Genomic DNA, 24,201 nt, shown 5'->3' on the forward strand with positions numbered 1-24,201 from the left:
GCTGGAACGGCCTGCTGAGGCTATGTCGACCCGCCCTCTCCCTAGGAGGAATACAGGTTCCGCCACATCCATCCGGCCACCGCCAGCGCGGCGACCCCTACCAGCATCAACGGCAGGCCGAAGCGGTGCCGCCACGGGATCGGCACCCCACCGAGCTGCTGGTCCATGGTCTCGGTATCGAGCACCCAGCCGTGCTCGCACCGGGTACAGGCCAGCTCGTAGCGGCGCTGGTAGGTGAACCCGAACAGCAGGTCGATGCGCGCCATCTTGTAGCGCAGCTGCGGAGCGAACTCGGTTTCCGTCTGGCAGCGCAGGCAGTGGTGCGCTTCGGTGGGGCCGACGATCAGCACCCGTTCCTGTTGGCCGATCAGGATCATGTCCGGTTGCCCCGGCAGGTGGGCTGGGCCAGCAGCCAGGCTTGGGCGGCGGCCACGGTGGCGGCATCACCCTCAGTAAGCTGGTCGGGCTCGATCTTCAAGCCATCGCCACGATCATTGCGGTCCCGCATCACGCTGGTGGTCAGCAGCAGCGCGCTGCCATCAGCCAGCGGCCGCATCACGTTGGCGGTGGACAGCCCCGAGGTGGGCTGGCCGAAACTGCGCGTCTGCGGCCGACCGCGGAAGGAAAGTACGGTGGCCTCTCCGGAGCTGGCAGTGCGCGGCCCGGTCAGCACGGCGACGGGCGCGCCCGGATGCTTGAGCAGATAGCCGGGCCCACCAAGATCGATCCGCACGCGATCGCCAAGACGCACGCTGGACGAGGTCAGCTGCCAGAGCGACGGTCCATCTGCGGCAGCGAAGGAACCCACGTTCTCGTCGGCGCTGGACGTGACGCGCAACAGCGGCGCCACGCCCAGCAGCATAGGCCACATGTTGCCACCGGTGTTGCCGCGCAGATCGACAATCCAGCCGCAGCGGCTGCCGTTGTCCTGATCATCGATGATCGCCTGCCAGCGCTTGGCACGCTCCTTCATCTGCTGGTGCGCCGTCGGGCCCTGCATGACACCGTAGCCCTCGATCTCCACCCGGCCGATGCGCGGGTCAAGTGCTTCGGCCGGGGCCGTCGTTGCTTTCTGGGCCGCTGTTGCTGCGCCATTGGCGCGCGCCAGGCGTTCTGCCTTCGCCTGCAGCTGCTTTGCGCTGATCCAAGCCCCGTGCCCGCCGGAACTGCGGCCGATGGCCTGCCGGAGCACCGCGCGAGCCTCAGCCGGGTCGTTCTGCGCCGCCTTCAGGCGCATGCGGATGGCCCGCCAGTCCACGCGGTCGCGGTACAGCGATTCCTTCTCCAGCATGTCCAGCAACTGGGCCTGTGCCTGTGCTGTCGGCAGGTCGATGGCGTCTGGTGCCACGGCCTGTGCGGTGGTGCAGAACAGGGCGCCCAGTGCAGTGGCCATCACGCGGAGATCAATAGACATTCGACGTTCCTTCGTCGTGAGCAGGTACCGCAGCATACGCGCTTGCCGCCGTCGTTGTGTGTCGGCTTTGGCACTCCCCATGCGGGGCGTGATTTACAACTTTGCTCATGTCGTTGCTCGAGCGAAAGCGCGAAGGTGGCTGCGCCAACGTACTTTGCGCTGGCCGGGATTGGCGTCCTGAATCAAACATCGAAGCGATCGATTTGCCGCATCAACGGCAATCGCGACAATGCACCGGCTTGCCCATGGTGGGCGGTGCGTGGGGATCCTCGTGATCCGTCGGCTTTTTCGCTTTGATTTTGACCGGCACGCCAACCCGCACCGCCCGCCACCTTGCGCTTCGCAGGTGGCCTTGCCTCGTGAGGTTGCCGCCATGAACACGCCCTACCCCGCCTATCCACGCCTGCAAGCGCTGCTCGGCACTGCATTGCCCGGCCTGCAGCTGTCCAATGCCGCCGCCGAAGCGCTGGAAGATGCACTCGCCGAAGCCAACGAACAGGCGCCGCCCTCCGCATTCTTCGCGCGGTTGCGCGGCATCGCACACAGCCACGGAGCCGACGGCCAGGCGTGGCGCGAGCGGCAACTCAGCGAGGCGCGCGGCTGGGAACTGGCCGAGGCGACGCGCTGCCTTGCCGCATTGTCCGCCTGCGGCGGCGTGTTGCTGGCCGCACAGTCGGAGCGCGAGATGGAGGATGCGTCCGTACAGTGTCCGCCGCAGGTGGAGGAAGGCCTGCTGCGTGCGGTGGTGGTGTTGGCCGATCATGCCGGGGCGTTGGTGGAACCGGATGCGTGCGCACCGCTGTTGTAGAGCCGAGCCTATGCTCGGCTGCGCGGAGGTCATGGCGTCGGTGGGATTCGAGCCGACCAAGGTCGGCACCTACCAGAGCAACGTCATGGCGCCGTTGGATCTGTGCCGACCAAGGTCGACACCCACCAGAGCGGGTCATGACATCCGCACCGCGCGCTACCAGTCCGCGCGCAGGCCGATGTTGCCTTCGATGACGCGGCGCTTCTCGTTGCGGTCGCCGCCCAGCTCCCGCGTGTAGTCGGCCACGGCATAGGCGCTGATGGTGCGGTTGAAGCGCCCGACCACACCCACGCCGGCTTCGAGCGCGCGCGAGCGCTGCGAATTGACGATCACGTCGCCGTCGAAACGGATGCGGTCTTCGCCGGAACGACCATGCCAGTAATTCAGCTTGAAATACGGCTGCCAGCCGTTGTCGGCCAGCTGGTAATCGCCCGCCAGGCGCAGGCCGATGCGGCCGGTCCAGGCGTTGTCGTTGTCGAAGCGCACGCTCGATACTTCATCGCGACGGTCGTCCAGCGAAGTGCGCTGCCAGATCACCTGCAGCTGCGGTTCCAGCCACCATGCGGACTGCCCGACGTGCAGCAGCGGCTTGCCCGCCTCCACCGACACGCTGGTGCCGTCGCCGCTCAGGCCGAAGCCGAGCCCGCGCGAGGAACGCACGCGGCCGTCGTAGCGGCTCTGCATCGCCACGGCGTCGATGTAGGCACCGCTGCTGTCGGTGAAGGTCCAGTACAGGCCCACGTGCTTGTCGTCCAAACGGTTCTGGCCCACCTGCACATTCTCCCAGCCCAGTGCCAGGCCGGTGGTCTTGCCCTGTGCACGGGTGCGGCCGACGAACACGCCGATCTGGTTGCGACGGCTATCAGACGCCGCAGCCCATACGTCGATGCCGGCCTGCAGGCCCATCACGTCGCCATCAAAGCCGGGCTGCGCATCGCCCTTCCAGTGGATCTCGCTGCTCTGCCCCACCAGGCGGCCCCAGGCGGTGCGGAATGTGCCCTGGTTGTACAGCAGGCGCTGTTCGCCCTGCCGCTCGTGGAAGGTACCGAGGCTGGCCAGCGAGGTCTCGCGCAGCAGCGGCGGCACCACCGCGTAGGCGGCGGTTTCCACGCGGTACAGCGGTACCACCGCACCTTCGGCCGGCCGTGCACCCGGCGTCGGCGGTGCACCGGTACCGGGCAATGCACCGCCGGCCACGGGCACGTCCGGCACCGCCGGATCGCTGGGCGGTGCCACCGGCGCCGGTTCCGGCGGTGGTGGTGGTGGTGCGGTCTCGCCTGCGGTCAGGTCCGGATCGGTGGCGCCTTCCGGCGGCGGCGGCGGTGCCGGGGTAATCGGGGGCGGTGGTGCCACCGGCGGCGTCAGCGGCGGTGGCGTGGCACTGCCACCACCGTTGGGTGCCGGCGTCGGGCCGGTCACCAGCGTCGAGCGCAGGTACCAGTTCTCGCTGGTGCCGGCACTGACACCGCCCTTGAACAGGAAGTATTCGTAGGCACCGGCCGCGACCGGTGCAAACAGCGAGAACGCGCCCGGCGCGGTGCGGCCACCATTCAACGCCTGCACCACCAGGATGCCGTCGGCCAGCGTGGCCGCGCCGCTGCCGCCGGCATTGAGCACGCCGATGCCGGTGGTACCGGTGGCGGTACCGCCATCGATCACCAAGCGGTCGCTGGGGGAGTTGTCCGCGCCCAGCACGGTACGCAGGTACAGGCCCCCGCCGTCACCGCGGTAGTTGCCACGCACGGTGAACACGTCGCCTGCGCCGGTACCGGTCAGGTCGATGCGCCCGGCATTGACCATCTCCACCAGTGCACCACTGTTGAACGGACGGATGGCATGGCCGCCACTGCCTGCATAGACCGTACTGGTGTCATCCACCGTCAGCGTGCCGGTGCCGGTAACACTGTCGCCCAGCACCAGATCGCCATCGAAGCTCAGCTCGGTGCTGTTGGCCAGCCGCACCGTCTCCCAGTTCTGGAAACGGCCCACGCCTGCGGTCTTGACGTTGCTGAGGTTGAGCTGGTCGATGCCACTGCCGCCGTCGAACAGCGGCACCGCCCCCAGGTTGCCCTGGTTGAGGTTGCCGAGGTTGGCGACGTCGTTGTCCGGGCCCATGTCGATCGCGCCGTAGACAATGCCACCGCCGCTCCAGTTGAAGGTGTCATCGCCGGTACTGAGCAGTACCTGCCCACGCACGGTGCCGTCGGTGATGGTCACGCTGTCGTTGCCGCCGCTGACGCTGATGTTGCCGCCGATGTAGGCCGTGCCAGAAATGATGATGGTGTCGGTGTCAAAGCCGGTCACCACGTTGCCGTCCACGGTACCGCCGGACTGGTCCCACAGGTTCTTGTCCAGCTTCATGTTGACGCGGCCGATGCGGCCAGCGGTCATCCACGCCTGGTCGCCATCCTCGAACGCGCCGACGATGCGGCCACCGCTCATGCGGAAGGTATCGATGTTGTCGCCCTGCTGCAGCGCGCCGATCGTGCCGCCACTCATGACGAAATCATCGCGGCCACTGCCCTGCGCCACCACGCCGGTGACGGTGCCGCCGGTGACGGTCATCTGGTCATCGCCACTGCCCTGGTCAACGCTGTCGATGGTGCCATTGCCCAGCAGCAGCACATCGTTGCCATCCCCTTGCAGGACGCCGCCGCTGATGCTGCCGGCCTGCATCTCGAGGCGGTCGTTGCCCGAATCGAACTGCACGCCGGTGCGCCCGCTGATCGTTCCGCGGTTGACCAGCACGCTGTCACCTGCGCCGACGAACTGCAGCGCGGTGTTGTTGCCGGTGCTGATGCTGCCCGAATTCTCGACACGGCTGCCGCCACCGAGCTGGACCGCCACACCTCCCACCGAACTGATCGTGCCTTGGTTGGTCAACAGGTGGCCACTTGCACCGACCAGGGTAACGGCCGACGCCCCACCGCTCTGCTGCAACTGGGCACCGCTGGCGACGTTGACGGTGATGCCCGCTTCGCCGCTGGCTGTGATGGGCACCGTCTGCGGATTCGGCGCGTTGGCATCGCAGGTGACCGTCTGGCCGGCGACCGGCGCGACGGTGCTGCAGCCGGCCCAGGCGGCGCTGGCGGTCAACAGCACCATGGACGGGACAGCCAGTGCCTGAAGCACGGAAACGGTGAGGCGGCGCGGACGGAAAGCGCGCGGGACGGCACGGGTCATACAGTTCTCCTGGACAGGGAATCAGGAACTGCAAATGCACGCTGCTGCGTGTGCAGTCTGCCGTGATGTGAACCGTTTCGATAGGTGAACTTGCGTGCCGAAAATCACACTTCGGATGCGAAATCGCCGGGGCCTCACGCCCATGTGATGTAGCTGAAATCGTTCATATTTTCTGGGCATCGGGGCCGCGCGCAGAGCATCCACGCATGGCGTGTGGATGCCGTTGGCGGATCGGGTCAGAGCCCTTTCCTGCGGAAAGGGATCCGCCCCGGAGCCGTCAAATCTTCAGATAGATCTTCCGCCGGTCCAGCCACCACGCCACGCCCCACCACAGCGCGACGAATGCCAGCGCCTGCAGCATCGATGCCGGCTCGAGCGCCTGCGGCATCGCGGCGGCAAGCTGCTGCCAGATCCAGCTCCAGGCACCGCTGGCCATCAACGCCACCGACATCACCGAGGCCCCCAGATACGCGGTGATCGCATTGACGCCGAAGCGCCGGCCCAGCGCCGGCCATCCCTTCAGGTCGATCAGCACGTGGCCCAGCCACAGCGCCAGCGCGGCCAGGCCGCCGGTCCACAGCACGTAACTGGGCGTCCACAGCTGCTTGTTCAACGGCAGCACCCCGGCCAGCAACAGGCCCAGCACGGCGGTCGCCACGCCCAGCGCGGCCAGGGCCGTCGAACGCCCGCTGCGCAGCAGGGCACCGGCCAACAGGCCGAGCACGGTACTGGCCAGTGCACCCAGCGTGCTCAGCAATCCTTCCGGGTCATGGCCGAGGCCGGTATCGGCATGCCATTGATAGATCCAAGGTGCGAACAGCGTGGTGTCCAGACGGCTGGCCGGGTTGGTCCACGGCGCCAGGTCGCCCATGCCGAGCAGCAGCATCGTGTACCCCACCAGCAATCCAACAAGCACGCCGGCCTGCATGCGCGGCCGTGCATACACCGCCAGCACGCCCACCAATGCCGCGCACACGGCGATCCGTTGCAGCACGCCCCAGATGCGGAAGTGATGGGTATGCAGTGCCCACCAGATCAGCAGGTGCAGCAGCGCACCGGCCACCAGGATGCGCAGCGCGCGCTCCAGTACGCCGCGCACCAACGCAGGCCGCGCCGCCGCATCCTGCGCACGCGGTGCCACGCTGAAGGCCATCGACACGCCCACCAGGAACAGGAAGAACGGGAACACCAGATCGGTCGGCGTACAGCCGTGCCATTCCGAATGGCGCAGCGGTGCAAACACCGCACTCCAGTCGCCGGGGTTGTTGACCAGCAGCATCGCCGCCACGGTGATGCCGCGCAGGGCGTCGATCGAGCCCAGACGGCGTGGCGGCGTACTGTTCATCAGGCGGCCTCGTACTGTCCGGCAATCCAGGTACCACGCACCTCCAGGGCGTCGTCCAGCAGCACCAGGTCGGCCTGGTAGCCCTCGGCGATATGGCCCAGGCGGTCGTCGACGTTGAGGAACTGCGCCGGATAGGTCGAGGCCATGCGTGCGGCTTCGGCCAGCGGTTGGCCGAGCAGCTGCACGGTGTTGCGTACCGCCGTGGCCATGTCCAGCGCAGAACCGGCCAGCGAACCGGCGGCATTGCGCACCACGCCATCGATGACGGTGATGGTTTCGCCATACAGCACGTAGCTGGGATCGTCGGCACCGACCGGCGGCATCGCATCGGTCACCAGCAGCAGGCGACCGCGCGGCTTGGCCGCCAGCGCCACGCGCAGGCTGGCCGGATGCACATGCACGCCATCGACGATGATGCCGATCCAGCTGTCGCGGTCTTCCAGCGCAGCGCCCACCGCGCCGGGCTCACGCCCTTGCAACGGCGACATCGCGTTGTACAGGTGGGTGAAACCGCGCACGCCCGCATCCAGGCCGGCGCGGATCTCTTCGTAGGTGCCTGCGGTGTGGCCGGCGGCGACGATCACGCCACGTTCGACCAGCGCGCGGATGGTCTCCAGCGGCACGCGCTCCGGCGCCAGCGTCAGCAGCGTCACGCCATTGTCCAGCGACGCGGCCAGCGCGATCTCTTCTTCGTCCGGCACGCGGAACTTGCTGGCATCGTGCGTGCCCTTGCGCGCCGGCGCGATATAAGGCCCTTCCAGATGGATGCCGATCACCCCCGGCACGCCCTGCGCGATCGCCTCGCGCATCGCACCGATGGCTTCGCGCATCACGCCCACGTCATCGCTGATCAGCGTGGGCAGCATCGCGGTGGTACCGAAACGACGGTGGGCCTGCGCGATGGTGCGCAGCGCCGCCACGTCCGGCGTGTTGTTGAACAGCGCGCCGCCACCGCCATTGACCTGCACGTCGATGAAGCCGGGCAGCAGCCAGCCGCCGCCCAGATCCACCTGCTTGGCAGCGTGGCCCAGCTGCGGCGCGGCGTCGGGCAACAGCGCGGTGATGCGGCCGTCCTCGATCACCACCGCCAGATCGTCGCGGAACTCATCGCCTGCCAGGATGCGGGCATTGCGCAGCACGGTTGCCATCACACCGTCTCCGTAACCTTGTTCAGGTGCGGCGGCAGATCCGGGTTGAAGCCACGGCGCAGCGCCAGCGCGTTGATCGCGCGATAGAAGCTCTGCACGGTCAGCAGCGGTGCGCACAGCGGGTGCGGCGCGGGCGCCACCGGCAGGTTCCCGCCGGCACCGGCCAGCCACACCTGTGCACCGCGCGCGGTGAATTCTTCGACAACAGCACGGGTACCGGCGCCGGTCTCGTCGGGCTGGGCAAAGGCCAGTACCGGGAAACCACGGTCGACCAGTGCCATCGGGCCGTGCTTGACCTCGGCCGAGCTGTAGGCTTCGGCGTGCAGGCTGCAGGTTTCCTTGAACTTCAGCGCCGCTTCCTGCGCCGCACCCAGGCCAAGGCCACGGCCGAGCACGAACAGGTTGGTGGCCTCGATCAGGCCTTCGGTCACCGCGCTCCAGTCGCACTGCCAGGCTTCACGCATCGCGTCCGGCAGCAGGTCCAGCGCGTTGCGCAGGCTGCTGTCCTGCTTCCAGTAGGCGGCCAGCTGCAGCAGTGCAGCCAGCGAGGCCAGGTAGCTCTTGGTCGCCGCCACGCTCTTTTCGGCACCGGCATGCAGCGGAATGACCGTGTCGGCCAGCTGCGCCAGCGGCGAATCCTCGACGTTGACCAGCGCGATCACGCGTGCGCCAGCGGCCTTGGCCGCCTCGGCGTTGCGCAGCAGGTCCGGGCTCTTGCCCGACTGCGAAATGACGATGAACAGCGCACCGCGCAGCTGCAGCGGTGCGGCATAGACCGACCCCACCGACGGCGAGGCCGACGCAACCACCAGGCCCAGCTGTGTTTCCAGCAGGTACTTGCCGTAGGTGGCGGCATGGTCGGAGCTGCCGCGTGCACAGGTGACCACGAACGGCGGCGGCGCCGCGCGCAGGCTGGCGGCCAGGGTTTCCATGGTGGCGTGGTTGCGCGAGAACTGGCGGGCAACCACGTCGGCCGCTTCGGCGGCCTCGGCGAACATCAGGGTGGACGTGGGGTCTGACAGCGACATGGCAGGCTCAGGCAGGATCGGAAGGAAGGGGGCGTGCGCCGGCCGGGCGCATCGGCGCGGTCGAGCCGCGCACCACCAGCTGCGGCACGAAGCCCTGGTTGTGCAGCGGTGCCGGCGCATCGTCGTAGGCGTCGCTGCGCAGTTGTGCGATCAGCAGGCGCGCGGCATGACGGGCGATGTCCTCGGTGGCCTGCTTGGCGGTGGTCAGCGGCGGCCACGACTGGCGCGAGAACGGGCTGTCCTCGAAACCGGCGATGGACAGGTCGTACGGCACGTTCATGCCGGCCGACTTGGCGGCGGCCAGCACACCGGCAGCGATTTCGTCGTTGGAACCGAAGATGGCGGTGGGCGGTTCGCGCAGCGCCAGCAGGCGGCGCGCCCCACGGAAACCATCGTCGAAGGTGTAATCACCCTGCACCACCAGGTGCTTGTCCACGGTCATGCCGTAGTCCTTCAGCGCGGCTTCGTAACCGGCGTAGCGTTCGCCCGAGGAGCGGTGCGAGCTGCCGCCCCAGAGGAAGCCGATGCGCTGGTGGCCCAGCTGGATCAGGTGCTCGGTGATCTCGTAGGCCGCCTCGCGGTCGTCGACGAACACGCAGGCGCCGTCGGCCGGGTCTTCAGTGGCGGCGATGATGCGCACCAGCTTGATGCCACGCGCGGTCAGCGCCTGGATCAGGTCGCGGCGCTCGGACATCGGCGCGGTCAGCACCAGCCCGGCCAGGCGCGAGCGCTGCACCCAGTCGGCCAGTTCATCGGCCAGCAACGGCGAGCTCGAATCACAGGGATGGATCTGCAGGCCGAAGCCGGTCTCGCGGCACGCGGCCAGCACGCCGTTCTGCACGCCGATGATGTGGTACGGGTTCGGGTTGTCGTAGACCAGCCCGATCACGAAGGTGGTGCCGCTGCGCAGGTTGCGCGCGGACGGATCGGGCTCGTAGTCGAGCTCGGCGATGGCACGCAGCACCCGCGCACGGGTGGCCTGCATCACCGAGGGCTCGTTGTTGATCACCCGTGAGACCGTCTTCAGCGAGACCTTTGCCTTCTCCGCAACGTCCTTGATGGTCGCTCTGCGCATGGGTTTTCCCTGGGGTTGGCTGCCTTCCATCATCGCCGATCAGGCCTTGTCCTGCGGCAGCCCGGCACGATGGCCGATCACCGAGTAGAACAGGATGTACAGGTAGCACGGCACCATCAGCAGCACGAACACCAGCTGGAAGTCGATGTGCTGCTTGAGCACGGCGAACAGCTGCGGAATGATCGCGCCGCCGGCGATGCCCATCACCAGCAGGGCCGAGCCGGTCTCGGTGAAGCGGCCCAGGCCGCGGATCGCCAGCGGGAAGATGGCCGGCCACATCATGGCGTTGGCAAAGCCCAGCAGCGCCACGAAGCCCACCGAGACGTAGCCGTGCGTAGCCCAGGCGCCCAGGCAGAACACCACGCCCATCACTGCCGAAATGGTCAGGTAGCGCGACTGCGAGACCAGGCCGGGGATCGCCAGCAGGCCGACCACGTAGCCGGCCAACATCGCACCCAGCGTCAGCGAGGTGAACATCTTGGTCTGGTCCAGCGGCAAGCCGAAACCGTGGCCGTAGGTGCCGATCGCATCACCAGCCATGACCTCCACGCCTACGTACACGAACAGGCACAGCACGCCCAGCCACAGATGCGGGAACTGGAAGATGCTGCGGCGCTCGGCGGTTCCTGGTGCACCTGACGGCGTTGCATTGGCTTCGGAGGACTTGATCTCCGGCAGAGGCGAGAACAGCACGGCCACCGCCAGCACCACCAGCAGCGCGGCCATCGCCAGGTACGGCGCATGGATCTTGGCGGCGAATTCGTTGAGCAGCGCGACCTTGGTGACCGCGTCGGCGGCCTGCACCTGCTTGTCCAGGTCGCCGATGCCATGCAGCACCAGGGTGCCGATCAGCACCGGCGCCAGCATGCCGGCGATCTTGTTGCAGATGCCCATCAGCGCGATGCGGCGTGCTGCGGTTTCAATCGGGCCGAGGATGGAGATGTAGGGGTTGATCGCGGTCTGCAGCAGCGCCAGGCCGCTACCGATCACGAACAGGCCGCCGAGCGCGCCCGGGTACCAGCGCTGGGTGGCGAATTCACCGAACAGCGCGGCACCACCGGCCATCACCAGCAGGCTCAGGCTCAGGCCCTTCTTCATGCCGGTGCGGCGAAGGATCCAGGACGCCGGCAGGGCCAGGAAGAAATAGGACAGGTAAAACACCATCAGCACCAGGAAGGCGCCGACCTCGCTGAGTTCGAAGGCCAACTTGACGAAGGTGATCAGCGGGCCGTTGAGCCAGGTGAAGAAGCCGATCAGGAAGAACAACACGCCAACGATGGCGATGGAGGTGGCCACGTTCGGGCGCGCGCTTGCAGCGGGGACGGCGGACATCAGGAGGGCTCCTGCGGCGACGGCCGCAGAACGCGGCGTCGGAGAGTGGCTGGGAACAACGTTGTCACATTCTTTCGATGGACAACGGCGGTTTGTCAACTTCCATGCACGCCTGCATGACCCTTGTGCTGCACTGCGCAAGCCCGCGGCGGTGCGCCCCGCTGAATGCGCGGCAGGCCTAGCGCCCCGTGCGCCAATGGTTCCCACGTGAAACCCGCACTCACATCATGTAAACGTTTACTGGATACCGCATTCGTTGCGACGCAGCAACGAAAGTGTCACGAACTCGTTGACATCGTTGTCAGCGCAGTTACAGACTCCGCCCCAATGCCGCCCCCGATCCCCGGGCCGGCCCCACCTGCAGCAGGAGCCCGCGTGACCGCCAGCCACCCCGCCCCGTCGCATGTCCTGTCCCGCGTCGCGCCCTCGTTCCTGGCCGCCGACGTCGGTGGCACCCATGTGCGCGTGGCCCGGGTCCAGGCCAGCGGTGACGCTGCCCATCCGGTTCAGGTGCTGGAGTACCGCAAGTACCGCAATGCCGACCATGCCGGCCTCAGCGCGATCCTGTCCGACTTCCTGGGCGAAGGCCCGCGGCCCACGCATTGCGTGGTGGCCAGCGCCGGCTATGCCCGCGAAGACGGCACGGTGATCACTGCCAACCTGCCGTGGCCGCTGTCGGCGCGCCAGGTGGAAGCCGATGTCGGCCTGCAGCGGGTCTACATCGTCAACGATTTCGAAGCGGTGGCCTACGCCGCCGCGCAGGTGGACGCCAGCGGCGTGCTGCACCTGTGCGGACCGGAAACTGCCGCACGCGGCCCGACCCTGGTGGTCGGCCCCGGTACCGGTCTGGGCGCCGCGCTGTGGATCCCCACCGCGCACGGCCCGGTGGTGCTGCCCACCGAAGCCGGCCAGCCGACCCTGGCGGCCAGCACCGAACTGGAAATGGCCATCGTCCGCTACATGCAGCGCGACCGCGCGCACGTGTCGATCGAGCATGCGATCTCCGGCCCCGGCCTGATGAACCTGTACCGTGCGGTGTGTGCACTGCAAGGGCAGGCGCCGACCCTGGCAAGCCCCGACGCAGTCACCGCTGCGGCCATGGCCGACAGTGATGCGCATGCGCGCCAGGCGCTGGACGTGTTCTGTGGCCTGCTCGGCAGCACCATCGGCGACATGGCGCTGTTCTACGGCGCCCACGGTGGCGTCTACCTGGCCGGCGGCATCCTGCCGCAGATCCGCGAATACCTGCACGCCAGCACCTTCGTCGAACGCTACCTGCAGAAGGGGCCGATGGGCGAAGCGCTGGCACGCATCCCGGTGAAGGTCGTCGAACACGGCCAGCTGGGCGTGGTCGGCGCTGCCAGCTGGTACCTGCAGCAATCGGCCGCCTGACACCGCAACAGGCTTCAACGCAATCGCAGCACGCAGTACGTGGCACGCCAACGCACGGGACTTCGCCGCCGCCCCGCGCATGTCATCGCAACCGTAACCGAACACCGCCGCCGGCACCCAATCGAGTGATGAGGAGAGACATCATGAACACCCGCAAGACCCTGCTTTCGGCCGCCATCGTCAGCTGCATCGCCTTCAGTGCGCACGCGCAGCAGGCGGCCCCGACCGCCACCGATCTGGACACCGTGACCGTTACCGGCATGCGTGGCTCGATGGAAAAATCGCTGGACACCAAGCGCGAAGCCAATGCGCGCGTGGAAGTGGTCACCGCCGAAGACGTGGGCAAGCTGCCCGCGCACAACGTTGCCGATACCCTGCAGCGCCTGCCGGGCGTCAACATCAGCTCGTCCAGCGCCGACGAGGGCGGCTTCGATGAAGCCGACCGTGTCAGCCTGCGCGGCACCAGCCCGAGCCTGACCCAGACCCTGATCGACGGTCACACCGTCGGCTCGGCCGACTGGTTCGTGCTCAGCCAGGGCAACAACGTCGGCCGCAGCGTCAGCTACTCGCTGCTGCCGTCGGAACTGGTCAGCTCGGTGGAAGTGAACAAGTCCTCGCAGGCCAAGCTGCAGGACGGCGGCACCACCGGCACCGTCAACATCATCACCCGCAAGCCGCTGGAGTTCTCCAAGCCGTTCACCGCGGAAGGCTCCATCGGTGCGGTGCGTTCGGACCTGGCCAAATCGACCGATCCGCAGTACTCGGCATTGTTCAATTACAAGAACGACGAAGGCACCTTCGGCGTGATGGTGCAGGGCTTCAGCCAGAAGCGCGAACTGCGCCGTGAAGCTCAGGAAATCCCGGGTGGCTTCTTCAAGATCGGCGCAAACGATCCGGTCGCCAGCACCAATCCGGACCTGATCGGCGTCAACGTTCCGGGCCTGCTGGGTTCGACCCTGTTCGAACAGACCCGCGAGCGCAAGGGCGGCCTGGTCTCGCTGCAGTTCAAGCCGAGTGACAGCCTCACCCTGGGCCTGAACGGTTTCAGCTCCGAACTGAAGGCGAACAACTACAACCGCAACTTCATGATGTTCGGCAACAACTTCGCCAAGTCGCAGGCGCCCAATCCGGGCTATGTGGTCAAGGACGGCGTGCTGACCAACGCCACCTATGCAGGCGTGCCGGGCACCAACTACGCGGTGTACGACATGATCTACCGCGAGTCGAAGGCCAAGTCGAGCTATGTCACCTTCGATGCCGACTGGCAGATCAGCGACAGCCTGACCGCCACGTTCCAGGCCGGCAGCACCAAGGGCACCGGTGAGACGCCGCGCCAGTACATCGCCGAAGTGACCCTGGCCGGCGGCGGTGGCGCCAACTGGGCCACCCACGGCAATGGCTCGCCGATCGACTGGAACGTAGGCGGCGACATCTCGCCCAACGGCGTGACCAGCTTCGGCACCTGGGGCAACCAGCAGGTCACCGCTGAAGACAAGGAGAAGTGGGCCACGCTCGACTTCAACCAGTACTTCAACGATGGCGGCGTGCTGAGCTCGATCGACTTCGGCCTGCGTTTCGCCGACCACAAGCGCGAAGCACTGTCGCCGGAAGGCGCAACGCCGGGTGACATCTGGAGCGCGCTGAAGAACGGCGCGACGGCCAACTATCCCAGCGGCTTTGCCGGTGACATCGGCGGCACCTTCCCGCGCAACCTCTGGTACTTCACCCCGGGCGCGCTGAAGGACGCGGTGACCAACAACTCCACCTGGCTGGCCGGCAATGATGGCCCGACCGGTCGCCACAACTACGGCGCCGAGTGGAAGGTGAAGGAAAAGAACTTCGCCGGCTACGTGCAGGCCAACTTCCGCGGCGACTGGTGGAGCGGCAACGTCGGCCTGCGCTACGTCAACATCAAGCAGGACATCGACACCTACAACGCCGTCAGCAAGGCCGCAGATGCCGATGTCAGCAGCCTGTTCGGCATGTGGGAGCGCCTGGCCTTCCAGAACAAGCGCAACCGTGTTCTGCCCAGCGCCAACATCAAGTTCGACCTGGACGACTCGCTGGTGCTGCGCGTCGCCGCCTCGCAGACCCAGACCCTGCCGGACTACTCGGCACTGGGTGCCTCCTCGTACGGTTCGGACCTGAACCGCACCGGCGGCGGTGGCAATCCGAACCTCAAGCCGACCCTGTCGACCAACCTGGACGCCAACCTGGAGTGGTACTTCATGCCGCGCGGTCTGCTGTCGGTGGGCGCGTACCACATGAAGCTGAAGGACTACATCGCCTTCGACGTGGTCTCGCGCCAGCTGTACAGCGAACTGACCAACCAGCTTGAGACCTACCAGATCTCCACCCCGATCAATGCCGACGGCAAGGTCACCGGCGTGGAAGTGGCGTACGAGCAGCCGATCGGCGAGTACTTCGGCATCAATGCCAACTACACCTACGCCAACGGCACCACCTCGCACACCTGGTCGGATGGTTCGCACAACCTGCTGGGTACCTCGAAGAACACCTACAACGTGGGTGCCTACTTCGAGAACGAGCGCTTTGGCGCCCGGGTCAGCTACACCCGCCGCTCCTCGTTCCTGATCAGCCTGTCGGGCACCAATCCGTACTACCAGGATGACTTCGGCACGCTGTCGGCATCGCTGAGCTTCAAGGCCACCGATTGGCTGAGCATCAGCCTGGATGGCCTGAACCTCAACAACCCGACCTACAAGTACTACCAGACCGCGGCCATCCCGACCTCGTTCTACAGCAACGGTCGCCAGTACTACCTCAACTTCCGCTTCAAGTACTGATCCAGCGGCAGCAACATCGCCGAGTCGTGCACGCACGCCGGGCCTGGGTCATTCCGGGCCCGGCGTTTTTCATGTATAGCGTTCATCGCACCGTTCCAAGGAGTCGTCTCGATGGTCAAGCCTTCCCGCGCCCGGATGCGCAGCGCAGTGCTGCTGGGCAGCCTGCTCGCCCTGTTGCCGGCGTTGCCGGCAGTCGCCGCCGATCCCACGCCCGCCGCTGAGGCACCCGGCCCACAGCTGCGCGCCGGCAGCCTGATGCTGATTCCCGCCCCGGCCACGGTGCAGCGCGGCCAGGGCAGCGGCATCACCGTACGCGCCGATACCGCGCTGCAGGCCGAAGGCGAGGCCGCACAGCGCGTCGCCAGCCAGTTCGCCGACCTGCTGGCGCGCAGTGGCGGTCCGCGCCTTACGCCGGCCCAGGGCAAGGCGGCAGGCAAGTCGGGCAGCATCCGCTTCGAGATCATCCCGACCTTCCGCGACAGTGGTGAGAGCTACACGCTGGAGAGCACCGCGCAGGGCGTGCTGGTGCAGGCCGGCAACGAAACCGGCCTGTTCTACGGCGCAACCACGCTTGCCCAGCTGGCCACGGGTGGCAGCAACGGCGTGCTTCCCGCAGTGCAGATCCAGGACGCGCCGCGCTTCAGCTGGCGCGGTTTCATGCTCGACTCGGCGCGGCATTTCCAGAGCCTGGACGAGATCAAGCGCGTGCTCGACGCCATGGCCGCGCACAAGCTCAACACCTTCCATTGGCACCTGACCGATGACCAGGGCTGGCGCATGGAGATCAAGCGCTACCCGAAGCTGACCGAAGTGGGCAGCTGCCGCCTGCCGGCCGGCGACGGTGGCATCGATCCGGTCACTGGCAAGGAGCATCCGTATTGCGGCTTCTACACGCAGGAGCAGATCCGCGAAGTGATTGCCTATGCCGCAAAGCTGCATATCCAGGTGATTCCGGAAATCGATGTGCCGGGACACGCGACCGCAGCGATTGCCGCGTACCCGGAACTGGGTTCGATCAATACCCCGCTGAAGCCGATCAGCGAATGGGGCGTGTTCCCGAACCTGTTCAACGTCGAAGACAGCACTGTCACCTTCCTCGAAAACGTGCTGGAAGAGGTGATTGCGCTGTTCCCGGCGAAGTACGTGCACGTCGGCGGCGACGAGGCGGTCAAGGACCAGTGGGAAGCCTCCAGGCAGGTCCAGCAGCGCATGCGTGCGCTGGGCATCAAGGATGAAATGGCCATGCAGAGCCACATCATCAAGCGCCTGGAGACCTTCCTGGAGGAGCACGACCGGCGCCTGATCGGCTGGGATGAAATCCTCGAAGGCGGGCTGCCGCCGCAGGCCACGGTGATGTCCTGGCAGGGCACCGAAGGTGGCCTGGCCGCGGCCAGTGCCGGCCATGACGTGGTCATGTCGCCGGTGGGCTACCTGTACCTGGACTACCTGCAGACGGCCTCGCCGAATGAACCTCCCGGCCGCCCGACCCAGGTCAACCTCGGCAAGCTGTACAACTTCGAGCCCGTGCCGGCCGAGCTGGCCGATGACAAGCGCCAGCACATCCTGGGCCTGCAGGCCAACATGTTCACCGAACACACGCGCACCTACGCGCGCCTGCAGCACAACCTGTTCCCGCGCCTGGCCGCAGTGGCCGAGACCGGCTGGAGCACGCCGGAACATCGCGACTTCCGCGATTTCCTCGCGCGCCTGCCCGCGCAGCTGCAACGCTACCGCGCCTGGGGACTGGCCTACGCGCAGACCCCGTTCGAAGTGGGCGTGGACTACACCGACGATCGCGCGAAGAACTCCGTGACCGTGTCGCTGGCCAACCCGCTGGGCTATGAGGTGCGCTATAGCACCGATGGCCAGCCGGTGACGGCGCAGTCGCCGCTGTACCAGCAGCCGCTGACCGCGCAGCTGCCCGCTACCGTGCAGGCCGCCGCGTTCTACCAGGGCCAGATGCTGGCGGCGAAGCCGACGGTCGCGGCGTTCAGCGCACAATCGCTGCTCAGCCGCCGCAGCGATGCACTGCTCAGCTGCGTGGGCAGCAAAGGGCTGGTGCTGCGCCTGGAAGACGATGGCCCGCGCGAGGGAACGCGTGCTGTGTTCAACGTCGACATCTTCCAGCCCTGCTGGCGCTGGCCGCAGGCACAGCTGGACGGCATCGGCAGCGTGGAAGTCCGCGCGGGGCGTATTCCGTACTACTTCCAGCTGGCCCACGACGAACCCAAGCGTCGCTTCGAAAAGGCCAAGCGCGCGCATGGCGAGATGCAGGTACGCCGTGGCGACTGCAGCGGCAAGGTGCTGGCCGAAGTGCCGCTGCCGGCCAAGCCGGATGCCGATGGCTTCGTGACCCTGCGTGCGGCGCTGCCGAAGGGTACGCAGGGCACGGGTGACCTGTGCATCAACTTCACCGGCGATACGCGCCCGGCGATGTGGGTGCTGGATGAGGTCACGCTGGGGAAGTAACCACAAGCCTGTCCTGGCGCAATCCATCCACGCATGGCGTGGATCTACTGTAGAGCCGAGCCCATGCTCGGCTTCCTCCCAAAGGCAGCCGAGCATGGGCTCGGCTCTACAGGAACTTTACCCGCGCCAGCGCAGCAGCAGATCGCGCAGCGGGGTCAGTGCGGTGGCCATGCCGGCCAGCACACCGATCGTGTTGGCGATGGCATCCATCGGGTCGGCAGTACGGTTGCTGGTCAACGCGCCCTGGGCAAATTCGATGCCGATGCCCATCAGCACCAGCCCCACGCCCACCCACAGCAGCGAGCGCCCCGGCCGGAACAGCTGCACTGCGCTGCTGGCCAGAATGAAGTAAGCGAGGAAGTGTTCGCCCTTGTCGCCGTTTTCCGGCAGCGCGATCGGCGGCGGCGGGATCAGGCAGGCCACGATCACCAGCACCACCGCCAATGTCCAAAGCGCGGTCCACAGCCGCGGCCGCCGCAGCGGCTTGATCAGCGGCAGCGCATCGCTCACAGGCGCCAGCTCAGGTCGCCCAGCTCGAAGGCGGGCTCGAAGTCGACGCCGCGCTGCAGGCCGATCGCCTGGAAGCGCTCCCCCATCTCGGTCGGCAGGGTCAGCTTCTTCACCTGGTCACGCAGCTGGATGCGGCCGACCTCATCCGTACGCTCTTCGGCCAGCAGCAGCACCTGGTCCAGGCCGTTGCCGAGCAGGAAACTGGCCTGACTGCAGTACCCGGCCAGCTCGAAACCACCGTGCATGCCCGCCTCGGCCATCGCAGTGAAATCCACCGACGCGGTGATGTCCTGCAAGCCCGGCCAACGGTGCACGTCGTTGTGCACGTGGTGGCGGTAGAACGCGCGCACCGTGCCATCATCGCGGTCGTGCTGGTAGAACTCGCTGCGGCTGTAACCGTAGTCGACGAACAGCATCGCGCCGCGCCGCAGGCCGCCAGCCACTGCCTGCAGCCAGTACGGCAGCTGCGGCAGCACCTCGGAGCGGTAACCGTCGGCAAAGGGCTTTTCCAGGTAACGCTCGATGTGGCGCACCGCACCGTTGAGCAGGATGTCAGCCGGCTGCGCGCCACGGATGAAGTTGCCTTCGCCATCAAGCTCGACGGTTTCCTCGTAGACCTCGCCGTCCCGGATCAGGAAGCGCGGGGTCGGCAGCGCGTCGATCACCTCGTTGGCGAACACCACGCCCTCCCAGTCCTCTTCGAACGGACGGTCGATCCACTCCACGCGCACGGCCAGCTCGGCCGGCAGGTTCTGCTGCAGGCGCTGCTGCTGGCGCTCGCGCAGGTCGGCACTCGGTTCGAGGATGGCATAGCGCGACGGCAGCGCATCCAGTTCGGCCAGGCGCAGCAGCACGGCCTCGGCGAAGGCGCCGGTGCCGCCCCCCAGTTCCAGCATGCGCGCCTGCGCGCCGAGCTGGGCGAACACCGGCGCCAGCGCATTGGCCACGCTGCCGGCGAACAGGCTGCCGAGCTCGGGTGCGGTAGTGAAGTCGCCGCTGCCACCGAACTTGCTGGCGCCGGCGCTGTAATAGCCCCAGCCGGGGGCATACAGGCACAGCTCCATGAAGCGGGAAAACGGCATCGCCCCGCCCTGCGCAAGGATTTCGGCGCGCAGGGCGGCCGCCAGCTGGTCGCTGTGGGCCAGGGCATCGGCTTCGGGCAGGGGGAAGGTGGGCTGCATGGCGTCTTCGAATGCGGTGACAATGGTGCACAGGATAGCCGAGCCTTGGAGGACCCTCGATGAGCGATACCCACCCCGTGGTCCTGATCACCGGCAGCGCGCGCCGGATCGGTGCGGCCATCGCCCGCCAGTTCCACGCCTGTGGCTGGTCGGTGGTACTGCATGCCAACACCTCCAGCGCCGAACTGCAGCAGGCCGCGTTCGATTTCGACAATGTGCGGCCGGGCAGCGTGCTTGCGCTGCAGGCCGACCTGCGTGACGCCGACGCCCTGCCCGACCTGGTGGAACAGGCCGTTACCCACTTCGGCCGCCTGGACGCGCTGGTCAACAACGCCTCCAACTTCTATGCCACCCCGCTCGGCCAGGTCACCGCCGAGGCGGTGGACGCGCTGTATGCGGTCAATGCGCGCGCGCCGCTGTTGCTGTCGCAGGCGGCGGCACCCTACCTGCGCCGCCAGCAGGGCTGCATCGTCAACCTCACCGACCTGCACGGCACCGATCCGATGCGCGACCACATCGCCTACACCATGGCCAAGGCCGCGCTGGAGATGGCCACCCGTTCGTTGGCGCTGGAGCTGGCGCCGAAGGTGCGGGTCAATGCGGTGGCACCCGGCGCGATCCTGTGGCCGGAACAGGGCAAGGACGATTTCGCCCGCGAGGCCCTGCTGGCGCGCACGCCGCTGGCGCGGATCGGTACGGTCGAGGAGATTGCCGAAGCGGTGTACTGGCTGGTGGCCGAAGCCAGCTTCGTGACCGGCCATACCCTGCGCGTGGATGGCGGTCGCACGGTCAGTTGAGATGTTGCCGGGATCCACAACGGGGTCAGATCCCTTTTCCCGCCGGGAAAAGGGATCTGACCCCGTCACCCACCATCATTCCAGGTCCACCACCTCGAACGCCTCGCCAAACTGCGCGTGCGCGCGCCACAGCGTGGCCAGGTCCAGCCTGCTGACCGGATCGATGAAGTCCGGCGCGATGTCGGCCAGCGGCTTCAGCACGAAGGCATGCTTCAGTTCGGGACGCGGAATGCGCAGGTGGCCGGGGCCTTCCACCACCAGGTCGCCGTAGAACACCACGTCGATATCCAGGGTCCGGTCGGAGAAGCGCGGCCCGCTACGGTCGCGGCCGTGCGCGTCTTCCAGCGCATGCAGCCAGTCGTCCAGTTCCTGCAGCGGCAAGTCAGTCTCGATCGCCACCGCATTGTTGAGGAAGGCCGGGCCGTCGAAGCCGACCGCGGCAGTACGGTAGGCCGGCGAGACCTGCAGCGCGCCGAAGCGCTCGCGCAGGGCCGTCACCGCGGCGTGGAGGTAGCGGCGGGGCTGGACGTTGCTGCCCAGGCTCAGGAGCACGGTGGTCATGCGGTTCAGGTGACGGCACTTGGGGGGGCGTGGACATGCCGTCGTCACGGCGGCCTGCCTACAATCCGGGACGCACATGATAGGGCACCGACATGACCTATTGCGTTGGAATCGAGGTGGACGAGGGCCTGGTCTTCGCTGCCGACACCCGGACCAATGCCTCGCTGGACGATGTGCGCGTGCATCGCAAGCTGCACGTGTTCGAGTATCCCGGCCAGGCAGCCTACGTGCTGATGGCGGCTGGCAACCTGGCCACCACCCAGCTGCTGGTGTCGCGCCTGGGCCGCGACGCCGCAGAGCGGCGCGTGCCCAACCTGCGCGACATGGCCCACCTGTTCGAAGCCGCCGCGTATGTGGGTCAGCTGCTGGTGGACAGCCAGGTGCACAGCAGCCACAGCGAACACGGCCATGACGGGGTCAACACCCAGGCCACGCTGATCTTCGGCGGCCAGATCGCCGGCGAGCGGCCCGGGCTGTACATGATCTACCCGCTCGGCAACGCCATTGCCGCCTCGCCGGAGACGCCCTACCTGCAGATCGGCGAGTCCAAGTACGGCAAGCCGATCCTCGACCGCATCCTCAGCCCGGCCACGCATTTGGAGGATGCAGCGCGTACGGCGATCGTGTCGCTCGATTCCACCATCCGCTCCAATCTGTCGGTGGGCCTGCCGATCGATCTGGCGCTGCTGCGCGACGGCGAACTGCGCATCGGCCAGCAGCTGCGGCTGGGCGCGGATTCCACGCTGTATGCCGACATCCACCAGAACTGGTCGCGGCGGCTGGAACAGGCGGTGGACGCGCTGCCGCGCTTCCCCTGGGAAACCCTGGACCGGTAGTGCCGGCCGCTGGCCGGCAAGCGCATTGACCCCACCACAGGGGATGCCGGCCAGCGGCCGGCACTACCGCGACATCAGCCCAGCGCTTCGGCCACCGCGCGGAAGACCAGATCATCTGCTGCGGCTGAAACAGACGGTGGACGCGCTGCCGCGCTACCCCTGGCAATCCCTGGACCGGTAGTGCCGGCCGCTGGCCGGCAAGCGCGTTGATCCCACCACAGGGGATGCCGGCCAGCGGCCGGCACTACCGCGACATCAGCCCAGCGCTTCGGCCACCGCGCGGAAGACCAGATTCATCTGCTGCGGCTGGAACAGGCGGTGGACGCCCTGCCGCGCTTCCCTTGGGAAACCCTGGACCGGTAGTGCCGGCCGCTGGCCGGCAAGCGCATTGACCCCACCACAGGGGATGCCGGCCAGCGGCCGGCACTACCGCGAGATCAGCCCAGCGCTTCGGCCACCGCGCGGAAGACCAGATTCATCTGCTGCGGCTGGAACAGGCGGTGGACGCGCTGCCGCGCTTCCCCTGGGAAACCCTGGACCGGTAGTGCCGGCCGCTGGCCGGCAAGCGCATTGACCCCACCGCACGGGATGCCGGCCAGCGGCCGGCACTACCGCGAGATCAGCCCAGCGCTTCGGCCACCGCGCGGAAGACCAGATTCATCTGCTGCGGCTGGAACAGGCGGTGGACGCCCTGCCGCGCTTCCTTTGGGAAACCCTGGACCGGTAGTGCCGGCCGCTGGCCGGCAACCGCATTGATTCCACCGCACGGGATGCCGGCCAGCGGCCGGCACTACCGCGAGATCAGCCCAGCGCTTCGGCCACCGCGCGGAAGACCTGCTGCATCTGCAGCGGCTTGCGCAGCACATGCACCTCCACGCCGGCCGGGAAGGCATCGGCAGGCACCGCCACCGCCGCGTCCTCCAGCACCAGCGCCGGGCCGCGATAGCCCAGCGCGGCCATCTCGCCCAGCAGCTGGCTGGCCGGCAGCAGCTTTGAGCCGGCGTCGGCAATCACCAGCGCCGGCATCGCCTCCTGCTGCATCCAGCGCAGCGCCGCCGGGCCATCGGAGGCCAGCTGCAGCTGATACCCCTGGCTGGACAGCGCGTTGCCGAGCAGCGACAGGCGCGTGGCTTCGCCGTCGACCACCAGGATCGACTGGCCGCTGCCCAGGGCCACCAGCTGCTCGATCGGCTCGCTGCCGTCGCTGGCTTCGTGCATCGGCAAGCGCAGCTCGAAGCAGGTGCCCTGCCCCGGCTGGCTGCTGACATGGATGCTGCCGCCGGCGCCTTCGACGATGCGCTTGCAGGAAATCAGGCCCAGGCCGGTGCCATCGGCCTTGGTGGTGAAGAACGGGTTGAACAGGTGCGACAGCGTATCCGCATCCATGCCGATGCCTTCATCGGCCACGCAGATGCGCATCCAGTCCACGCCATCGCGCTGGCCGGCATGGCTGGCGGTCAGGCTCAGGCGGCCACCATTGGGCATCGCCTGGATTGCGTTGAGCGCCAGGTTCAGCATTACCTGCTGCAGTTCGGTGTAGTTGGCGTCGACCGCCAAGCCTTCGTCCTGCACCTGCAGTTCCAGGCGCACGGCATCGGGCACGTTGCTGCGCAACAGCAGCGCCACCGCATCGAACAGGCCGTCGATCTCGATGCGCTCGCTCGGCTTGCGCGAACCACGCACGAACGACAGCATCGACTCGGCCATCTCATGGCCGCGGCGGCCACACTCGGCGATGACGTCGGCCAGGTGGTGCAGCTGCGGATCCTCGGTACGGGCCTTCAGCAGGTCCGGCATGATCAGCAACGGCTGCAGGATGTTGCGCAGGTCGTGGCTGAGCCCGGCGGCGAGCAGCGACAGGCTTTCCAGCCGCTGCGCGCGCATCAGTTCGGTTTCCACCCGCGCGCGCTCGACCGCACTACGTGCATCGCGGATCGCACGCGCCACCGCCGACGGCAGGCGCGCAGGCTGGTGCTTGATGATGTAGTCGTTGGCGCCTTTCTGCAGCGCCGCCACCGCATTCTCCTCACCCATCGTGCCGGAGACGAAGATGAAGGGCACCTCCGGCGAGGTCTCGCGCACGATGCGCAGCGCGTCGTCACCGGAGAACCCCGGCATGCTCAGGTCGGACAGCACGATGTCCGGCTGGAACACAGCCAGCGCCTGGCGCAGTTCCGCCTCGCTCTCGACACGCTCGAAGCGGGCCTCCAGGCCCGCGTCGAGCATCTGTTCGGACATCAGCTCGGCATCTTCCGGTGAGTCTTCCACCAGCAGGATGCGCAGCGCCCCCAGGGCGGGACCGGTCAGGGGCATGG

18 protein-coding genes are annotated in these 24,201 nt (G+C 67.4%); 6 read left to right on the top strand and 12 right to left on the bottom strand.

The genetic code is table 11. The features are described 5' to 3' along the window. Positions 1–41 precede the first annotated feature (41 nt). Positions 42–377 carry a hypothetical protein gene (locus tag ACMGRF_RS15315; protein WP_049440307.1) on the bottom strand — a complete coding sequence of 112 codons (336 nt, stop codon included), beginning with the start codon at positions 375–377 and terminating at the stop codon, positions 42–44. Next, complete coding sequence (locus tag ACMGRF_RS15320) at positions 374–1,414, bottom strand: S41 family peptidase (RefSeq protein ID WP_049414631.1); 1,041 nt, start codon at positions 1,412–1,414, stop codon at positions 374–376. The genes ACMGRF_RS15315 and ACMGRF_RS15320 overlap by 4 nt, the downstream gene beginning before the upstream one ends. A 373-nt stretch (positions 1,415–1,787) precedes the next feature. Here ACMGRF_RS15320 and ACMGRF_RS15325 point away from each other — a divergent pair, with 373 nt between their 5' ends. Beyond that, on the top strand, positions 1,788–2,222 hold the full coding sequence (locus ACMGRF_RS15325; protein WP_414485372.1) for a hypothetical protein: 435 nt from the start codon (positions 1,788–1,790) through the stop codon (positions 2,220–2,222). A 156-nt stretch (positions 2,223–2,378) separates the two neighbouring features. Here the strand turns inward: ACMGRF_RS15325 and ACMGRF_RS15330 are convergent, their stop codons facing one another. The 6 genes from ACMGRF_RS15330 to ACMGRF_RS15355 form a co-directional block, all read right to left on the bottom strand. Beyond that, positions 2,379–5,405 carry an autotransporter outer membrane beta-barrel domain-containing protein gene (locus tag ACMGRF_RS15330; protein ID WP_134709709.1) on the bottom strand — a complete coding sequence of 1,009 codons (3,027 nt, stop codon included), beginning with the start codon at positions 5,403–5,405 and terminating at the stop codon, positions 2,379–2,381. Between the two features lie 277 nt (positions 5,406–5,682). Continuing rightward, a complete protein-coding gene (locus tag ACMGRF_RS15335) occupies positions 5,683–6,750 on the bottom strand; it encodes an acyltransferase family protein (protein WP_180880295.1) in 1,068 nt (355 codons plus the stop codon). Then, complete coding sequence (gene nagA / locus ACMGRF_RS15340; RefSeq protein ID WP_180880296.1) at positions 6,750–7,898, bottom strand: N-acetylglucosamine-6-phosphate deacetylase; 1,149 nt, start codon at positions 7,896–7,898, stop codon at positions 6,750–6,752. The genes ACMGRF_RS15335 and nagA overlap by 1 nt, the downstream gene beginning before the upstream one ends. Beyond that, on the bottom strand, positions 7,898–8,926 hold the full coding sequence (locus ACMGRF_RS15345; protein ID WP_111190637.1) for an SIS domain-containing protein: 1,029 nt from the start codon (positions 8,924–8,926) through the stop codon (positions 7,898–7,900). Before ACMGRF_RS15345 ends, nagA begins: the two co-directional genes overlap by 1 nt. Before the next feature lie 7 nt (positions 8,927–8,933). Then, complete coding sequence (locus ACMGRF_RS15350) at positions 8,934–10,001, bottom strand: LacI family DNA-binding transcriptional regulator (RefSeq protein ID WP_005411045.1); 1,068 nt, start codon at positions 9,999–10,001, stop codon at positions 8,934–8,936. A gap of 39 nt (positions 10,002–10,040) precedes the next feature. Further along, the gene (locus tag ACMGRF_RS15355) at positions 10,041–11,333 is read right to left on the bottom strand and encodes a sugar MFS transporter (RefSeq protein ID WP_049414623.1); all 1,293 of its coding nucleotides are present in this window, start codon (positions 11,331–11,333) and stop codon (positions 10,041–10,043) included. Positions 11,334–11,708: 375 nt separating this feature from the next. Here ACMGRF_RS15355 and ACMGRF_RS15360 point away from each other — a divergent pair, with 375 nt between their 5' ends. The 3 genes from ACMGRF_RS15360 (at position 11,709) to ACMGRF_RS15370 (ending at position 18,001) form a co-directional block, all read left to right on the top strand. Beyond that, complete coding sequence (locus ACMGRF_RS15360) at positions 11,709–12,725, top strand: glucokinase family protein (RefSeq protein ID WP_049414622.1); 1,017 nt, start codon at positions 11,709–11,711, stop codon at positions 12,723–12,725. A gap of 143 nt (positions 12,726–12,868) precedes the next feature. Next, positions 12,869–15,532, top strand: a complete 2,664-nt coding sequence (locus ACMGRF_RS15365; RefSeq protein ID WP_414485373.1) for a TonB-dependent receptor — start codon at positions 12,869–12,871, stop codon at positions 15,530–15,532. Positions 15,533–15,643: 111 nt separating this feature from the next. After that, positions 15,644–18,001 (top strand): beta-N-acetylhexosaminidase, encoded by a 2,358-nt coding sequence (locus ACMGRF_RS15370; protein WP_111191250.1) that lies wholly within the window; start codon positions 15,644–15,646, stop codon positions 17,999–18,001. A gap of 117 nt (positions 18,002–18,118) precedes the next feature. On the opposite strand, the gene ACMGRF_RS15375 is transcribed toward ACMGRF_RS15370, so the two are convergent. Both ACMGRF_RS15375 and ACMGRF_RS15380 read right to left on the bottom strand, forming a co-directional pair. Then, complete coding sequence (locus ACMGRF_RS15375) at positions 18,119–18,511, bottom strand: membrane protein (RefSeq protein ID WP_049414619.1); 393 nt, start codon at positions 18,509–18,511, stop codon at positions 18,119–18,121. Then, positions 18,508–19,692: a class I SAM-dependent methyltransferase gene (locus tag ACMGRF_RS15380; protein WP_049414618.1), complete on the bottom strand. Its 1,185-nt coding sequence runs from the start codon at positions 19,690–19,692 to the stop codon at positions 18,508–18,510. Before ACMGRF_RS15380 ends, ACMGRF_RS15375 begins: the two co-directional genes overlap by 4 nt. A 59-nt stretch (positions 19,693–19,751) precedes the next feature. On the opposite strand from ACMGRF_RS15380, the gene ACMGRF_RS15385 reads away from it, so the two are divergent. Continuing rightward, positions 19,752–20,489, top strand: coding sequence for a pteridine reductase (locus tag ACMGRF_RS15385; protein ID WP_049414616.1), 738 nt, complete (start codon positions 19,752–19,754; stop codon positions 20,487–20,489). A gap of 75 nt (positions 20,490–20,564) precedes the next feature. Here ACMGRF_RS15385 and folK read toward each other — a convergent pair whose 3' ends face one another. Continuing rightward, positions 20,565–21,050, bottom strand: a complete 486-nt coding sequence (gene folK / locus ACMGRF_RS15390; RefSeq protein ID WP_049414615.1) for a 2-amino-4-hydroxy-6-hydroxymethyldihydropteridine diphosphokinase — start codon at positions 21,048–21,050, stop codon at positions 20,565–20,567. A gap of 92 nt (positions 21,051–21,142) precedes the next feature. On the opposite strand from folK, the gene ACMGRF_RS15395 reads away from it, so the two are divergent. Further along, entirely contained in the window at positions 21,143–21,886 is a 744-nt protein-coding gene (locus ACMGRF_RS15395; protein ID WP_049440329.1) for a 20S proteasome subunits A/B, read from the top strand. Positions 21,887–22,687: 801 nt separating this feature from the next. Here the strand turns inward: ACMGRF_RS15395 and ACMGRF_RS15400 are convergent. After that, on the bottom strand, positions 22,688–24,199 hold the full coding sequence (locus tag ACMGRF_RS15400; protein WP_049410582.1) for an ATP-binding protein: 1,512 nt from the start codon (positions 24,197–24,199) through the stop codon (positions 22,688–22,690). Between the last annotated feature and the right edge of the window lie 2 nt (positions 24,200–24,201).

This window comes from Stenotrophomonas sp. EMP41, assembly GCF_047495535.1.
Classification (GTDB): domain Bacteria; phylum Pseudomonadota; class Gammaproteobacteria; order Xanthomonadales; family Xanthomonadaceae; genus Stenotrophomonas; species Stenotrophomonas sepilia.

Excerpts from the sequence above, each read along its gene's own strand:
- ACMGRF_RS15315 (WP_049440307.1), bottom strand. The coding sequence starts at position 377 with ATGATCCTGATCGGCCAACAGGAACGGGTGCTGATCGTCGGCCCCACC.
- ACMGRF_RS15320 (WP_049414631.1), bottom strand. The coding sequence starts at position 1,414 with ATGTCTATTGATCTCCGCGTGATGGCCACTGCACTGGGCGCCCTGTTC.
- ACMGRF_RS15325 (WP_414485372.1), top strand. The coding sequence starts at position 1,788 with ATGAACACGCCCTACCCCGCCTATCCACGCCTGCAAGCGCTGCTCGGC.
- ACMGRF_RS15330 (WP_134709709.1), bottom strand. The coding sequence starts at position 5,405 with ATGACCCGTGCCGTCCCGCGCGCTTTCCGTCCGCGCCGCCTCACCGTT.
- ACMGRF_RS15335 (WP_180880295.1), bottom strand. The coding sequence starts at position 6,750 with ATGAACAGTACGCCGCCACGCCGTCTGGGCTCGATCGACGCCCTGCGC.
- nagA (WP_180880296.1), bottom strand. The coding sequence starts at position 7,898 with ATGGCAACCGTGCTGCGCAATGCCCGCATCCTGGCAGGCGATGAGTTC.
- ACMGRF_RS15345 (WP_111190637.1), bottom strand. The coding sequence starts at position 8,926 with ATGTCGCTGTCAGACCCCACGTCCACCCTGATGTTCGCCGAGGCCGCC.
- ACMGRF_RS15350 (WP_005411045.1), bottom strand. The coding sequence starts at position 10,001 with ATGCGCAGAGCGACCATCAAGGACGTTGCGGAGAAGGCAAAGGTCTCG.
- ACMGRF_RS15355 (WP_049414623.1), bottom strand. The coding sequence starts at position 11,333 with ATGTCCGCCGTCCCCGCTGCAAGCGCGCGCCCGAACGTGGCCACCTCC.
- ACMGRF_RS15365 (WP_414485373.1), top strand. The coding sequence starts at position 12,869 with ATGAACACCCGCAAGACCCTGCTTTCGGCCGCCATCGTCAGCTGCATC.
- ACMGRF_RS15370 (WP_111191250.1), top strand. The coding sequence starts at position 15,644 with ATGGTCAAGCCTTCCCGCGCCCGGATGCGCAGCGCAGTGCTGCTGGGC.
- ACMGRF_RS15380 (WP_049414618.1), bottom strand. The coding sequence starts at position 19,692 with ATGCAGCCCACCTTCCCCCTGCCCGAAGCCGATGCCCTGGCCCACAGC.
- ACMGRF_RS15385 (WP_049414616.1), top strand. The coding sequence starts at position 19,752 with ATGAGCGATACCCACCCCGTGGTCCTGATCACCGGCAGCGCGCGCCGG.
- folK (WP_049414615.1), bottom strand. The coding sequence starts at position 21,050 with ATGACCACCGTGCTCCTGAGCCTGGGCAGCAACGTCCAGCCCCGCCGC.
- ACMGRF_RS15395 (WP_049440329.1), top strand. The coding sequence starts at position 21,143 with ATGACCTATTGCGTTGGAATCGAGGTGGACGAGGGCCTGGTCTTCGCT.
- ACMGRF_RS15400 (WP_049410582.1), bottom strand. The coding sequence starts at position 24,199 with ATGCCCCTGACCGGTCCCGCCCTGGGGGCGCTGCGCATCCTGCTGGTG.